Origin of the sequence: Acinetobacter sp. UBA991, from assembly GCF_002292065.1 — a bacterium.
GTDB lineage: Bacteria > Pseudomonadota > Gammaproteobacteria > Pseudomonadales > Moraxellaceae > Acinetobacter > Acinetobacter higginsii.
Map to the genome: position 1 here is coordinate 330,705 of NZ_DBBF01000027.1, position 15,103 is coordinate 345,807.

The window sequence follows — 15,103 nt, forward strand, 5'->3', positions numbered from 1 at the left end:
ATGATAGGATTTGATGGTGTGAAATACATCATCAAATCTTGGGTAATATGCAATGTCAAAAGCACAATTAAAGCTACATGTGCGAATCTTATCTGATGAGCAGATTGCTTTTGGTCCAGGTAAAGCTGAGCTACTTGAAGCAATCCATCGTACAGGATCAATATCCCAAGCCGCGAAATCTATGGATATGAGTTATCGCCGTGCATGGCAATTGGTGGATACCATGAATCAATGCTTTCATTCCAATCTGGTCGATACCCAAACAGGCGGAACGCATGGTGGTGGTGCAGTGCTAACCGAATTGGGGCAAGTGGTGCTCAAGAAGTTTAGAGCCATGGAGCAGCAAGCAATTCAGGCTGTCGCAACTGAGTTTGAAGATCTAGCTAACTATCTAAAAGTAAATAAATAATCTTATAAATATAAATAATTTAAATAGTATTTCATGGTCTTTGTTTTGATCCTTTCTCTCTCAATAAAAATTTGCTGAGTTATAGCGCATAGGTATTTTTGTCGAATCTTTTTAGCACCATCATTAACCATTCAAACGAACTAGTATTTTAGTTTTTTACTAAGTTATTGATTTATATATTAAAAATACTTTTGGCACGCTTTCTGCTTTTATCTATTCAAACTTGTATACAAGATAGGATTCATAAAGTGAGCGAAATAAAAACTTTAGGCTGGACAATTTCTGAATGGCAAACAGCGTATTTAAAGCAAGAAATTCAACTCGATATTTTGCAGGAGTTAGTTTCAGCACTTGATCCTAAGGACGTTGCTTGGATTTCTCTTGCGAGTGCAGATTTAGTTGAGCAACAAATTCAATCTTTAAAGCAATTGACTCAAGATGCGGAAAATCTGCAAAAACAATTTCCTCTCTATGGTGTGCCGTTTGCAGTCAAAGACAATATTGATGTCGCTGGTTTTGTTACCACGGCAGCATGCAAGGCATTGAATCGTGTTGCAACACAAGATGCTGAAACGGTTCGATTACTTAAACAAGCAGGAGCGATTGTCGTTGGCAAAACCAATCTTGATCAATTTGCCACAGGCTTAGTTGGCACACGTTCGCCATTTGGGGCTGTACCGAATAGTTTTAAACCTGAATATGTCAGTGGTGGTTCAAGTTCAGGTTCTGCCAGTGTGGTAGCAAGAGGTTTAGTTCCATTTTCTTTAGGAACAGATACCGCTGGGTCAGGACGTGTGCCAGCAGCATTTAATAATATTGTCGGTTTAAAGCCAACCAAAGGGCGCTTTTCTAATCGTGGTTTATTACCTGCAGTAAAAAGTATTGATTGTATTTCAATCTTTGCTCTCACAGTGACTGATGCTGAATTGGTGGCTGCTCAAGTCGAAGCTTATGACACTTTAGATAGCTATTCACGTCAGCATCCTAAAAACGTACCTGCACGTTTTTCCAGCAAATTGAAATTTGCCATTCCGAATAAATTGAACTTCTTTGGTGACGAGCAAGCAGAAAAAGCCTTTCAACACACCATTCAATTACTGGAAAGCTTAAATGCTGAAATTACTCAAATTGATTTTTCTGCTTTTGAGCAACTTGCAGCACAACTTTATCAAGGCCCTTGGGTGGCAGAACGCACTGCAGCGGCTGCCGATCTCCTCAAAACCAATGCTGCTGATTTTGATCCGACCGTTTTAGAAATTATTCAACAAGGTGAAAAATATTCAGCAGTGGATGCCTACAATGCTGAATATTTAAAACAGGATTTGACTCGAAAAATCCAAGCTAGCTTGGCTGAGTTTGATGCCTTGATCGTGCCAACTTCACCAACGATTTATACCATTGAACAAATACAACAGCACCCGATTGAATACAACGCGCATTTCGGCACGTATACCAATTTCACCAACCTCGCTGATTTAAGTGCCTTGGCATTACCTGCAGGCTTTAGAGCTGACAACTTACCTTTTGGTATCACCTTAATTGCACCTGCTTGGCATGATGCAGCCTTGGTGCATTTCGGCAAAGCATGGCAGAACTATTTAGCACTGAAACTCGGTGCTTTAGATAAGACATTAGCTGTAGCAAGTGCACCGACTTTGCTGTCTCCTCACCATATTCGTGTTGCGGTTGTAGGGGCACATCTAACGGGAATGCCACTGAATTTCCAACTCACCACGCGTGGTGCCGTGCATGTCGAAACCACCAAAACCTCTCAGGATTATGCGCTGTATGCCTTGAATGGCACGGTTCCGCCAAAACCAGGTTTGGCTCGTCAGCAAGATGGACAAAGCATCATTGTCGAGCTTTGGGATGTACCAACAGCACGCTTCGGTGAGTTTGTAGCAGAAATTCCAACCCCATTGGGTATGGGCAATGTCGAACTTGAAGATGGCCGTTGGGTTAAAGGTTTTATTTGTGAACCCTATGGCTTAGGCGATGCGGAGAATATCAGCCATTTTGGCGGTTGGAGAGCGTATATCCAACATCGCAATAACCAAGTAGCAAATGCAGCCAATTAATTTTTAGGGGGAAATCATCATGTTTAAGACCGTACTTATTGCAAACCGTGGTGAAATTGCTGTTAGAGCAATTCGAACGCTGAAAAAATTAGGCATTACCAGTGTCGCGGTTTATTCGGACAGCGACCGTTATGCACAGCATGTACAGGATGCAGATGTCGCAATTGCACTAGATGGTTTAAAACCAGCTGATACTTATTTGAGTATCGAAAAACTGATTCAAGCCGCTAAACAGACTGGGGCAGAAGCAATTTTTCCGGGCTATGGTTTTCTGTCTGAGAGTGCAGATTTCTCTCGTGCTTGTGAAGAAAATAACATTGCCTTTATGGGGCCAACTGCAGAACAGATTCTAGAATTTGGTCTAAAACACCGTGCACGTGAACTTGCCGCAGCGGCGCATGTACCAATGACTCCTGGTACAGGCTTGTTGGACAGTTTGGAGGAAGCATTGACTGCGGCTGAGCGGATTGGTTATCCAATCATGCTCAAAAGCACTGCGGGTGGCGGTGGTATTGGCCTGACCCGTTGCGACACCCCACAAGCACTAGCAGATGCGTATGAAAGCGTGAAACGCCTAGGTGAGCAGTTCTTTAAAGACGCAGGTGTTTTTATTGAATGCTTTATTGATAAAGCACGTCATGTCGAAGTACAGATTTTTGGGGATGGTAAAGGTCAAGTAGTTGCGTTTGGTGAGCGTGATTGTTCATTGCAACGTCGTAACCAAAAAGTGGTTGAAGAAACACCTGCGGCGAACTTACCTGAAGCAACCCGTAAAAAGTTACATCAAGCTGCAGTAGAACTGGGGCGCTCTGTGAATTATCGCAGTGCAGGAACGGTTGAGTTTATTTATGATGCCAAGCGGGATGAGTTTTATTTCCTTGAAGTGAATACTCGTTTACAGGTGGAGCATCCAGTAACGGAAATGGTGACAGGTCTTGACCTGATCGAGTGTATGCTCAAAGTCGCGGCTGGCGATGCATTGGATTGGGAGTATCTCAGCAATATCCAACCGCAAGGGGCTGCAATTGAAGTCCGAGTCTATGCTGAAGATCCTGTTAAAAATTTCCAGCCAAGTCCGGGTGTGCTTACAGAAGTCTCATTTCCAGAAGGTATTCGTGTTGATACTTGGGTGAAAACAGGCACCGAAATTTCCCAGTATTTTGATCCAATGATTGCCAAGATTATTGTGCATGCGGAAGATCGAGCTACTGCGATTGAAAAACTAAAAGTGGTTTTAGCTGAAACACGTTTAAATGGCATCAGCACCAACTTGGACTATGCACGTGCGATTGTTTCTGACCAACGATTTGAATCCATGCAAATCTGGACACGTATGCTGGATGATTTTGACTATTCACCAAAAGTCATTGAAGTGATCCAAGCAGGTACACTCAGTTCAATTCAAGACTATCCAGGGCGTACAGGCTATTGGGATATTGGTGTACCGCCATCAGGTCCTATGGATGATTATGCATTCCAACTGGCTAATCGCATTGTGGGTAATGATGCAAAAGCAGCTGGGTTTGAATTTACCTTGGTGGGGCCAAGCTTAAAGTTCCATGCTGATACCACCATTGCACTCACAGGCGCGAGCTGTACTGCTGTGCTAGATGATCAACTTATTGCTTTTTGGCAACCGATTAAGGTCAAAGCAGGTCAAACTTTAAAAATAGGTCAAGTGGCTTCCGGCTGCCGTACTTACTTAGCCGTGCGTGATGGACTGGATGTACCCCTATATTTGGGTAGCCGATCAACCTTTGCATTAGGTAATTTTGGTGGTCATGCAGGACGGACTTTACGTGTTGGCGACATGATCAAAATGGTTGATGCAGAACTTGCCAGTGCGGAATTACCGCTGGCAACGGAGACACCACAAGCCTTATCCAAAGATCTCATTCCAGAATACAGCAATGAATGGGAAATCGCAGTGCTGTATGGACCGCACGGCGCACCTGATTTCTTTAAACCTGAATATGTGGAAGAATTCTTTGCCTCTGAGTGGACGGTTCACTTTAACTCAAACCGTTTAGGGGTCAGACTTTCAGGTCCGACACCGAGCTGGGCAAGAGAGAATGGCGGTGAAGCCGGTCTACATCCATCCAATGTGCATGACTGTGAATATGCCATTGGTGCGATCAACTTTACCGGTGATTTCCCTGTGATTTTGGCAAAAGATGGTCCTAGTCTTGGTGGATTTGTTTGTCCTGTGACCATTGCCAAAGCCGAGTTATGGAAAGTAGGCCAACTGAAAGCCGATGACAAAATCCGTTTTTATCCTATCACGGCGGAACAAGCCAATGCGTTAGAGCGTAAGCAAATCGATAATATTCAGAACTTTGCAGATGCCACCAAAGTCGTTGAAACCATTGAACCTGTTCAAGACGTGTTTACCACCATTTTGGCTCAACGTGAACCAACTGATTTATCACCAAAAACTGTGTATCGCCAAGCAGGTGATAGCTATATCTTACTCGAATATGGTGAAAATGTTTTAGATTTGGCGCTTCGTCTGCGTGTGCATCAACTGATTCAAATGATCCGTGATGCCAATCTTGCAGGTGTTTTGGAACTGTCACCGGGCGTACGTTCACTACAAATCAAATATGATGGTCTGGTGATTCCTCAAGCTGAGCTCATTCATCAATTGCTTAAACTTGAAGATGAAATGGGCGATTTAAGCCAGCTTAAGATTCCATCGCGTATTGTACATTTGCCAATGGCGTTTGAGGACAGTGCGACTTTAGGTGCAGTGGAGCGTTATCAGGAAAGTGTGTGTGCTAAAGCGCCGTGGTTGCCGAATAATGTTGATTTTATCCAACGAATTAATGGGCTTGCACATCGAGATGAAGTCAAAGACATTATTTTCGACGCCAATTATTTAGTACTCGGTTTGGGCGATGTCTATCTAACAGCGCCATGTGCGGTGCCGATTGATCCACGTCACCGTTTACTCAGCTCTAAGTACAATCCTGCACGTACTTTTACTGCGGAAGGTACTGTTGGTATTGGTGGGATGTACATGTGTATTTATGGTATGGATTCACCGGGTGGTTATCAGCTGATTGGGCGAACGTTGCCGATCTGGAACAAGTTTAAAAAGAACAAGCAATTTGGTGATAAACAATGGTTCTTGCAATTCTTTGACCAGATTAAATATTTCCCTGTGACTGAAGCTGAACTGAATGAGTGGCGCGCAGATTTTGAAAATGGTCGCGCTCAAATTCAGATTGAAGAAACTGAGTTTGACTATGCCGACTATGTGCAGTTCTTAGACAAAGAGGCTGAAAGTATTGCTGCATTTAAGGAGAAGCAACAACAGGCCTTTAGTACTGAGGTGAGTCGCTGGAAAGAGGAATTTGCTGCACAACCTGAACAGCATGTAGAACAAGCCAATCAGGTCGATTACAGCCATCTTTCTTCTTTAAATGCATCAATGACAGGTAATATCTGGAAGATCTTTGTGGAACATGGTCAAGAGATTAAAAAAGGTGAAACTGTTGCTATTATTGAAGCCATGAAAATGGAGTTACCTGTCTATGCGGAAGAGGATGGTATTGTTAAGGCCATTATTTGTAGAGCAGGGCAAACCGTACACAGTGGTGAACCATTGGTCTATATGGAATAAGCTTGAATGAAAGAAGCGAACATCAACATAAAAAGTACAACTAAAGGCTCAGACAATTTGTCTGAGCTGGTTTACCAACGCATCAAGAATGATATTTTTGATTTCAAATTGATGCCAGGTGAACGCTTTACTGAGTCAGAAGTTGCCAAAGCCTATGATGTGAGTCGGACCCCAATCCGACAAGCCTTGTATCGCTTGCAACAAGAGGGCTATGTTGATGTGAGTTTTCGGAGCGGTTGGCAGATTCGACCGCTCAATTTTCGTTACTATGAAGAGCTATACGATGTGCGTATTGTTCTAGAAAAAGATTCAATTCGGAAACTCTGTCAGATTGACCACCACAATTCGGTTGAGCTGTCGGTGTTAAAAGACCTCTGGTTAATACAACCTTCTGAGTATTTAAAAGACATTAAACAACTTTCTCAGCAAGATGAGGATTTTCATTGTGCTTTGGTCCGAGCTTCAGGTAATAATGAAATGGCGCGGATTCATCGAGACTTAAGTGAGCGTATTCGGATTATTCGCCGTTTGGATTTTTCTAAAGATTATCGGATTGACGCAACTTATCAAGAACATCAAAAAATCTTGGGTTTTATTTTCGATCGACACACTGAACAAGCGATCAATGCGATTGAAGCGCATATTATGCAAAGTCGTGATGAAGTGAAAAAGATTACCTTACAGATGTTGGATTCGAGTCAGTTTTATTAGATTGACGGTGTTAGTATTTATACGATAAATCTAAACTAAATTATCGAATAACATAAATAAGGTGTTAACAATGTCGGAATCAATTTGGTCTGAGCAGGGCGATCAAGAAATATTAGCTGTAGAGCTTAATATATATAAATTTTGTGAAGAACAAAAATTGGAACTTTTCGAGTTTTATGAGGAGGGCTTAGGAAAAGTTCTAGCAACTCATATCTATGAAGAAAAAGGATTTCCTGTAGTTTTTACAAAATATCTAGATGCACCTTTTTCTTGTGTTAATGTAGCTATTGATGCCTCTTGCAATAATGTAAAAGAATGGGAAGACCGTTTAATTAATAAATATTTTAAGAACTACCAAATATATTTTAAATTATCTGAAAGCTAGGAGACGGTCAAATAATCATGGTTTTGAGGGAGAAGACTGGGGAGCATCAGGTGTATGGAAAGAGTGCCTGAACTTGGAGATTATTTTAGTGAGATAAAGCTAGGCTTCACAAAACTCTCTTTTCCATGCCTAATTCTGCATAAAACTAACAGTTTTTATCTGTTTGCTATTTAATAATAAAAATCACATTTCAAATCATCAGACGACACATGATGAATGACCAAACACTGATCAATTTATTTCTAAAACTGGTACATAAAGAAGGTTTTTTTGCTACCTCGATTGATGGCATTACCTTGATGCGTGTTGACCACAACACACCACCGATTGCAGTATTACAAGAACCAACCCTCGTGTTTGTATTGCAAGGGCAAAAACGTGGCTATATCGGCACAGAGACTTATTCATTCAAGCAAAGCGAATGTTTAATTGTCTCAGTTTCCATGCCCTTTGATTGTGACACTATTGCCAGTCCAGAAGCACCAATGATTGCGATCAGCATGAAGTTAGAGGCAGATACTGTAAATGAGCTACTGGCTAAAACCTATTTTGAAAATTACCAGTTTAAGCCACTCACCACAGGAATGAGTGTGATCCGGTATGATCAAACGATATCGAATGTTCTTATCCGTTTATTAAATACATTGACGTCTGAACAGGATGTATTGATCTTGGGGGATCAAATTAAAAGGGAATTGCTTTATCGCGTTATTCAACATTCAGGTGCGGATGCCTTAACAGGCTTGGTCGCTCAGGGCAATCTCAGACCGATTTATAAAATTTGTGAATATATTCAACATCATTTTACCGAAAAATTAACAGTTGAGATGCTCGCAGAACAGGCCAATATGAGTACTTCTGCATTTCATAAGGCCTTTAAACAAGTCACACAATATTCACCATTGCAATATTTGAAAGTGGTTCGGTTGCATAAGGCAAAACAATTGTTGCAAAACGCAGACCAAAGTGTGGCTCAAGCGGCTTATGCTGTTGGATATCAGAGCTCTTCTCAATTTAGCCGAGAATTCAAAAAGCAATTTGGTTTTCCTCCAAAACATGCCGATACTAATACTCAAATGGAGTCATGATTAAATGAATCAAAATAGCGTAGAACAAATGAAATATATCGAAATTACACAAGCGGGCGGTCCAGAAGTATTACAAGTGACTCAAGGACCTCGACCAGAGATTAAAGCAGATGAAGTGCTCATTGAAGTCTACGCAACAGGAATCAACCGACCTGACATTCTACAGCGTCAAGGATTATACCCAATGCCTAAAGGGGTCACTCCCATCCCTGGGCTAGAGGTTTCAGGTGTAATTAGTCAAGTGGGTGATGACGTCACAAAGTTCAAGGTCGGTGATAAGGTCTGTGCACTGACGAATGGTGGTGGCTATGCAGAATACTGTGCGGTACCAGCCAACCAAACCTTAAAAATCCCAAAGAATCTGAGTTTTGTCGAAGCGGCTGCTATCCCTGAAACCTATTTTACCGTTTGGGCAAATTTATTTCAGATTGGACAGTTGAAAAAGAATGAAACCGTACTGATCCATGGTGGAGCCAGTGGTATTGGTTCCACAGCAATCAGCTTATGTCATGCAATGGGTATTAAGAACTTCTCCACTGTTGGGAGTGGTGACAAAGTTGAAAAATTAGCTTCAGTATCACAGGTAATTAACTACAAAACACAGGATTTTGAAAAAGAAGTTTTGGCCCAAACCGATGGTCAAGGTGTAGATGTGATTTTGGATATTATTGGTGCCGCTTACTTTAATCAAAACCTGAGATTATTAAAGCGTGATGGTCGATTGGTGATTATCGGTTTTATGGGTGGCAGAAAAGTCGATGGCTTTGATATACAAGAATTGATGTTAAAACGGGCAGTTGTCACAGGTTCGACAATGCGTGCCAGAACCAATGTTGAGAAAGCCCAAATTACCCAAGAACTTGAGCAGTTTGTCTGGCCTTTAATTGAAGCGGATCAATGCAAGCCAATGATCTATAAAACTTTTGCATTTGATGAAGTAGCTCAGGCACATCAATGTCTGGAAAGCAGCCAACATACGGGCAAAGTGGTACTCGAAATTAAGTCTGAATTTGCCTAATTGTGTTCAATCCATGCCTGTTCATACTCAAAACTTGAGTGTGGCAGGTGACTCAAGCAGTATGCATATAAACATAACGACCTGATGAGGAATCTCAAAATGACAACAAATCCTGATGATCGCAACCCAAGTCCAGACCATGCAGAAGACAATGCTTTTTTCCCATCGCCATATTCGCTGAGCCAATACACCTCGGCAAAAACAGATTACGATGGCACGACTTACCCAAATCCATACCAAGGCGACAAACGGATTTTAATGATTGCAACAGATGAACGTTATATCTTGATGCAAAACGAAAAATTCTTTTCTACGGGAAATCATCCAGTTGAAATGTTATTGCCAATGTTCCACTTGGATAATGCAGGTTTTGCCTTTGATGTGGCAACACTTTCGGGCAATCCAGTTAAATTGGAAATGTGGGCAATGCCGAATGAAGAACAAGTGGTCTTAGATACGTATAAAAAATATGAAAAGCAACTCAAAGCACCGTTGAAGTTAGCAGATATTCTGGAACAAGCTTTAAGTACAGATTCACCTTATGCGGGTATCTTTATTCCGGGTGGACATGGTGTTCTTGCTAAGATTCCAGAAAGTAAAGAAGTCAAACAGCTATTAAAGTGGGCCATTAAAAATGATAAATATGTGATTACGTTATGTCATGGGCCAGCCTCATTGCTTGCAGCAGCTGTAGATGAAGATCCGCAGAATTATATTTTTAAGGACTACAAGATTTGTGTGTTCCCTGATTCCCTAGACAAAGGTGCAAATATTGATATCGGCTATATGCCAGGACAATTGCCTTGGTTAGTGGGGGAAAATCTTGAAAAGCTAGGTGTCGAAATCTTAAATAAAGGCATCACAGGGCAGGTTCATCAAGATCGTAAACTATTAACAGGTGATAGCCCATTGGCTTCAAATAATCTAGGAAAACTTGCCGCGGCAACTTTATTGGCAGATCCTAATCTTCAATAAACCTTGTTATTGGAATATCTAAAAGCCTAGCTTAATTGCTAGGCTTTTATTTTTTATGAACTCGGCGAAACGTCTTAAAGCATCTTTTTGCAGATCTATCTTGCTTCAAAAGCTGAATTTTTATATTGATCTATTGCAGAAATGAACATTGAAATGACACCAAAATTACATTTATGTCATTCAAAACTATTTAAAGTAGTACAACGTTATTATCTTCTTAAGCAGGGCTTTAATAGGTTTAAGATGAAAATATTACTAGTCGAAGATGAGCAAAAAATAGGGAGTTATCTTAACCAAGCATTATCAGAAGCAGGTTATATGGTCGACTGGGTCACAGATGAAATAACAGGTAAGCATCTTGCGTTATTGTTTAGTGAATATGATTTAGTGGTCTTGGATGTTATGTTTGCTGGTTTAAATGGCTGGAATATTTTGCATGATGTGGGCAAGAATGGAAAAACCATGCCTATTTTGTTTTTGATTGCGCGTGATCAAATTGAAGAGCGAATGAAAGGGCTTGGCCTTTCATTTACTTTGGTAGAGCTTCTCACAAGGATCAAAGGTCTATTGAGTAGAGAGCAGTGGAATCATGAAATCAATCGAATTTGTGTTGCCGACCTTGAACTTGATTTATGGAAACGCAGTGTAAGCCGAGCGGGAAAACGGATTAATCTTACAGCTCAAGAATATGCATTGATTGAGTTATTCATGAGTAGACGTGGAGAGGTCTTACCGAGAGCATTAATCGCTTCACAGATTTGGGATATAACCCACGATGCAGACACTAAAATGATTGAAGTGGCGATTAGTCGTTTAAGAAATAAGATTGACCGTAATTTTCTTCCTAAACTCATCCATAACATTTATGGAATGGGTTATGTATTGGCAGAATGGCATGGGGCACTAAAAAATAAAGAAAAAGAAGATGTTCCTGAATGAACTTTGCTCAATCTTAAATTCTGTGCTTAGAAATAAATTTGTCAGCCAAGTGACAACTTAACTCCATGTTTTGGGTTAAAGTGATGTTGTTAAGAAATAGAATCCAGCAAGGAAAATCAATGAAAATATGTATTTATGGGGCTGGAAATATTGGATGTTATCTTGGTGGAAGATTAGCAGCAACAGGGTATGATGTTGACTTTATTGTGCGTCCCCAAATACAACAACAATTGCAATGCTATGGACTGACTGTTTCGGACTATCTAGGTGAAAAGAATAGTGTTCCAGCGAGTAAGCTGCAACTTAGTACTGATCCAAACATTGCTGCTCAGGCTGATATCATTTTTGTCTGTGTAAAGTCTGCCGCAACCGAACAAGTTGCACATGAGTTAAAAGAAACTCTTAAGAAAAATACCATCATTATTAGTTTTCAGAATGGCTTAAGTAACGTCGGAATTCTAAAGCAGGTTTTATCCGAACATACAATTCTTGAAGGTATGGTGCCTTTTAATGTCGCTGCTTTGGGAAATGGGGTTTTTCATCAAGGTACAGATGGGGCGCTGTATGTGAAAAAACATGCGGGCTTGAATGAGCTTGTCATCGCATTTAATAGCGCTCAGCTTGAACTGAAACTTGAAGATGATATGCAGGCAATTCAATGGGCAAAGCTATTACTAAATCTGAATAATTCAGTGAATGCGTTATCTCAGCTACCACTCAAACAGCAACTTTCAATTCGAGCCTATCGTCAATGCTTGGCAATGGCGCAGATTGAAGCTTTAGAGCTACTTAAAATCGCAAAAATTAAGCCTGCACAATTGACCGCTTTACCAGCACAGTTCGTGCCATTTGTATTAAAACTGCCCAATTCTATTTTCAATATCGTGAGCAAGAAAATGCTGGCGATTGATCCGTTGGCACGCTCATCAATGGCAGATGATCTTATGGCGGGGCGAGCCACCGAAATTGACTGGATTAATGGTGAAGTTGTTCGTTTAGCAACGCAATTAAATTTAAAAGCACCAATCAATCAAAAGCTGATTGAGTTAATTAAACAAGCTGAAATCACACCCAGAGCATGGTCAGCCAAAGCACTTAGAAATCAGTTGGAAGCGGTGAGTAAAACTGGATTTAAATAAAAGCCATAGCATATTTCTTTATATGCTATGGCGGTGATGATTTAAAAAAGTTAAGCTTTAATCGTTTCCTGAGTGCCAAATCGTGTAATCAAAGTCCCAAAGATAGTCGCGAAAATATACATAAAAATTGAGTAGACCGCAGCAGGCATGGCAATGGTGGTACTCGCCATAATGGTGAGTGCAATGGTCATGGCCAGCGTACTATTATGAATACCAATCTCAAACGCGCATGCACGAGCTTGATAAGAGCTGATTCCAAACAGTCGTGGTACAAAATAACCGACACATAGACTAATTGCACAAAATAAGGCAGTTGCAAAGCCAATTTGCCCGATATATTCGATCAGGTTATTTCGTTCTTTTATAATTGCGCCAAGGATGATAATGACAAGAAAAACCACCGCAAAGATGCGCACAGGGCGATTCAGTTTTTCTGCGGTATGCGGCGCATAATGACGGATTAGCATCCCAATACAAACAGGGACCAGAATGATGGCAAAGACTTGCAGGACTTTTGCAAATTGTAGTCCGACTTGTTGGCCTTCATTCATAAAATGCAAAATTGAGAAATTGACAATAAACGGTAAAAAGATGGCGGCAATAATGGCATTAATTGCGGTTAATGTAATATTTAGTGCGATATCACCTTTATACAAATAGCTGAATAGATTTGCGGTTGATCCACCAGGAGAAGCGGCAAGTAACATCAAACCGACTGCCAGAAGCGGCGGTAAAGCCAATATTTTACAAATTAAAAATGCAATGCCGACCAATAAAATAAGCTGACAAAACAAAGCAATGATCACCGCTTTGGGATGTTTGCTTACTCGTGCAAAGTCTTTGAGTGTGAGCTCCAAACCCAGCCCGGCCATGACAATCGCCAAGGCGATCGGTAGAAAAAGTGTGATTAGTCCAGAATCCATAAGCAGTCCTTCTTTTAGATCAATATTATTTTTCCAATTTTCTGGTTGTTTTGTCTGATCAGATTACAACTTACCGGTATCTAAGTTGATATAGTTCACATCTGAGCAAGACCTATAAACAGCAGTATTTAGCAATACTTTAAATTTTTACTATGCAAAGTAATGAATTAGCACATTTAGGTTATTAATTCTAATGATTTGTTTAGCTTAAATACTTTATTCACTTTTGCAAAAACTATTTGTGCGATAGTGCACAATTTGATTGAATTAAAATATGAAAATTAATAGGAGAAAAATCACTTTTTTTGCAAAAATTACATTTCTATAACGCTTCGGCTTTTTGGCATTTTACTATTTTTATGCTCATAAATAGATTAGAAAAGTAAGATGATTAAACTAAATGGTAAAAATATTAGTGAAGCTGAATTTAATAATTTATTTAAATTAAACAATAATATAGGTTTAATTTTTTACAAATGAAAACACGAATCATTTATGCTTGTGCTAAAATTTCACAAATCTTTAATAAAAGCTTTATACCATTCGAACAATTGGCAGAAATAGAAAAATGATATGCACAAATGGTCAATGACATATTATTCCATTAAGAATGATAATTTGCGCCAATTATTACATTGTAACTATTTATTTATACACAATTAAGTGAAAAGTTACGTGAAAAGATGACCATTTAACCGTGGCTCAAAATAAAAACTGTATATTACAAAATAGCGGAATAAATATGGATAACGTAGCTCAGCTCGAAACTGATACTAATTTCCAAAGTCGAAAAAAAATAACTTGGGTTGTGTTTAGTGTACTCATCTTATTTCTGATCTTAGGCATCGCGTATTATTTTTTGGTCTATCGATTCTATCAATCTACCGATAATGCCTATGTCCAAGCTGATGTCACTTGGGTGATGCCAAAAATCTCAGGTGAAGTCGTTGAATTGATTATTAATGACAATCAGTTTGTGAAAAAAGGAGAAGCTTTGGCTATTTTAGATCATCGTGATTATCAGGCACGTTATGATCAGGCGAAATCAGTAGTCACCTTAAAACAAGCTGCGCTTGCTGTTCAGCAACAGAATGAAAAGTCTGCAAAATCATCGATTAGTGAAGCCAATAGTGGTGTGGTTGCTGCCCAAGCAGATTTATCTCGTTTGAAAAAAGATTTCAATCGTTATCAAGATTTACTCAAAGACGGGGTGATTACCCGACAAAATTTTGAAGGCATACAATCCCAATATTTAACGGCTCAAGCACAATTGAGTAAAGCCCAAGCTGCAGTTAATGCCGCAGAGGCACAGCTCGGCAGTTTACAAGCCAGTCGTGCACAACTACTGGCAGATATTCAGAATGCCAATGCGACTTTGGATCTTTACCAGATTGACCTTTCATCTTCAAAAGTGATTAGCCCTGTTACAGGAAAGGTCGGCAGTCTTTCGATCCAGAAAGGTTCTCGTGTTTCACCACAAACACGTTTAATGGCAATTATTCCTGAGAAAAGTTTGTATGTACAAGCAAACTTCAAAGAAACCCAAATCGAGAAAATGCATATTGGGCAGGAAGTTAAATTAAAAATTGATGCTTATCCAAGTCTGACTTATACAGGGAAAATCGAAAGCTTTTCTCCAGCATCTGGCGCGACCTTTTCACTCATGCCACCAGACAACGCCACAGGAAATTTTAATAAAGTGGTGCAACGTATTCCTGTGCGGATTGCCATTGATTCAAGTCCACATATTGACCTTATAAAACCTGGAATGTCCGTCAGCGCGACTGTTGATTTAAGAACTTAATCAGAAAAG

General features: G+C 40.1%; 12 protein-coding genes. 11 read left to right on the forward strand and 1 reads right to left on the reverse strand.

What is annotated here, in order from left to right; all coding sequences use genetic code 11:
- The first annotated feature begins 52 nt into the window (after window positions 1-52).
- From B2727_RS12425 to B2727_RS12470, 10 genes are all read left to right on the forward strand, one after another.
- Window positions 53-409 carry a winged helix-turn-helix domain-containing protein gene (locus tag B2727_RS12425; RefSeq protein WP_005203818.1) on the forward strand — a complete coding sequence of 119 codons (357 nt, stop codon included), beginning with the start codon at window positions 53-55 and terminating at the stop codon, window positions 407-409.
- A gap of 248 nt (window positions 410-657) precedes the next feature.
- The gene (gene atzF / locus B2727_RS12430) at window positions 658-2,487 is read left to right on the forward strand and encodes an allophanate hydrolase (RefSeq protein ID WP_033132859.1); all 1,830 of its coding nucleotides are present in this window, start codon (window positions 658-660) and stop codon (window positions 2,485-2,487) included.
- Window positions 2,488-2,506: 19 nt separating this feature from the next.
- Entirely contained in the window at window positions 2,507-6,112 is a 3,606-nt protein-coding gene (gene uca, locus B2727_RS12435; RefSeq protein WP_033132858.1) for an urea carboxylase, read from the forward strand.
- Between the two features lie 6 nt (window positions 6,113-6,118).
- Window positions 6,119-6,823, forward strand: coding sequence for a GntR family transcriptional regulator (locus B2727_RS12440; protein WP_033132857.1), 705 nt, complete (start codon window positions 6,119-6,121; stop codon window positions 6,821-6,823).
- 70 nt (window positions 6,824-6,893) lie between these two features.
- A complete protein-coding gene (locus B2727_RS12445; protein ID WP_033132856.1) occupies window positions 6,894-7,208 on the forward strand; it encodes a hypothetical protein in 315 nt (104 codons plus the stop codon).
- A gap of 209 nt (window positions 7,209-7,417) precedes the next feature.
- Window positions 7,418-8,296, forward strand: coding sequence for an AraC family transcriptional regulator (locus B2727_RS12450; RefSeq protein WP_033132855.1), 879 nt, complete (start codon window positions 7,418-7,420; stop codon window positions 8,294-8,296).
- A 4-nt stretch (window positions 8,297-8,300) separates the two neighbouring features.
- Window positions 8,301-9,314, forward strand: coding sequence for an NAD(P)H-quinone oxidoreductase (locus B2727_RS12455; protein ID WP_033132854.1), 1,014 nt, complete (start codon window positions 8,301-8,303; stop codon window positions 9,312-9,314).
- Window positions 9,315-9,413: 99 nt separating this feature from the next.
- Entirely contained in the window at window positions 9,414-10,289 is an 876-nt protein-coding gene (gene hchA / locus B2727_RS12460) for a glyoxalase III HchA (RefSeq protein ID WP_033132853.1), read from the forward strand.
- Between the two features lie 243 nt (window positions 10,290-10,532).
- Window positions 10,533-11,228 (forward strand): winged helix-turn-helix domain-containing protein, encoded by a 696-nt coding sequence (locus B2727_RS12465; protein WP_033132901.1) that lies wholly within the window; start codon window positions 10,533-10,535, stop codon window positions 11,226-11,228.
- Window positions 11,229-11,347: 119 nt separating this feature from the next.
- Window positions 11,348-12,367 carry a 2-dehydropantoate 2-reductase gene (locus B2727_RS12470; RefSeq protein ID WP_033132852.1) on the forward strand — a complete coding sequence of 340 codons (1,020 nt, stop codon included), beginning with the start codon at window positions 11,348-11,350 and terminating at the stop codon, window positions 12,365-12,367.
- A 50-nt stretch (window positions 12,368-12,417) separates the two neighbouring features.
- Here B2727_RS12470 and B2727_RS12475 read toward each other — a convergent pair whose 3' ends face one another.
- Window positions 12,418-13,290: a bile acid:sodium symporter family protein gene (locus B2727_RS12475; protein WP_033132851.1), complete on the reverse strand. Its 873-nt coding sequence runs from the start codon at window positions 13,288-13,290 to the stop codon at window positions 12,418-12,420.
- Window positions 13,291-14,032: 742 nt separating this feature from the next.
- Here B2727_RS12475 and B2727_RS12480 point away from each other — a divergent pair.
- A complete protein-coding gene (locus tag B2727_RS12480; protein ID WP_033132850.1) occupies window positions 14,033-15,094 on the forward strand; it encodes an HlyD family secretion protein in 1,062 nt (353 codons plus the stop codon).
- The last annotated feature ends 9 nt before the right edge of the window (window positions 15,095-15,103 follow it).

Excerpts from the sequence above, each read along its gene's own strand:
- uca (WP_033132858.1), top strand. The coding sequence starts at position 2,507 with ATGTTTAAGACCGTACTTATTGCAAACCGTGGTGAAATTGCTGTTAGA.
- B2727_RS12425 (WP_005203818.1), top strand. The coding sequence starts at position 53 with ATGTCAAAAGCACAATTAAAGCTACATGTGCGAATCTTATCTGATGAG.
- B2727_RS12475 (WP_033132851.1), bottom strand. The coding sequence starts at position 13,290 with ATGGATTCTGGACTAATCACACTTTTTCTACCGATCGCCTTGGCGATT.
- B2727_RS12450 (WP_033132855.1), top strand. The coding sequence starts at position 7,418 with ATGATGAATGACCAAACACTGATCAATTTATTTCTAAAACTGGTACAT.
- B2727_RS12455 (WP_033132854.1), top strand. The coding sequence starts at position 8,301 with ATGAATCAAAATAGCGTAGAACAAATGAAATATATCGAAATTACACAA.
- hchA (WP_033132853.1), top strand. The coding sequence starts at position 9,414 with ATGACAACAAATCCTGATGATCGCAACCCAAGTCCAGACCATGCAGAA.
- B2727_RS12470 (WP_033132852.1), top strand. The coding sequence starts at position 11,348 with ATGAAAATATGTATTTATGGGGCTGGAAATATTGGATGTTATCTTGGT.
- B2727_RS12440 (WP_033132857.1), top strand. The coding sequence starts at position 6,119 with ATGAAAGAAGCGAACATCAACATAAAAAGTACAACTAAAGGCTCAGAC.
- B2727_RS12480 (WP_033132850.1), top strand. The coding sequence starts at position 14,033 with ATGGATAACGTAGCTCAGCTCGAAACTGATACTAATTTCCAAAGTCGA.
- B2727_RS12445 (WP_033132856.1), top strand. The coding sequence starts at position 6,894 with ATGTCGGAATCAATTTGGTCTGAGCAGGGCGATCAAGAAATATTAGCT.
- B2727_RS12465 (WP_033132901.1), top strand. The coding sequence starts at position 10,533 with ATGAAAATATTACTAGTCGAAGATGAGCAAAAAATAGGGAGTTATCTT.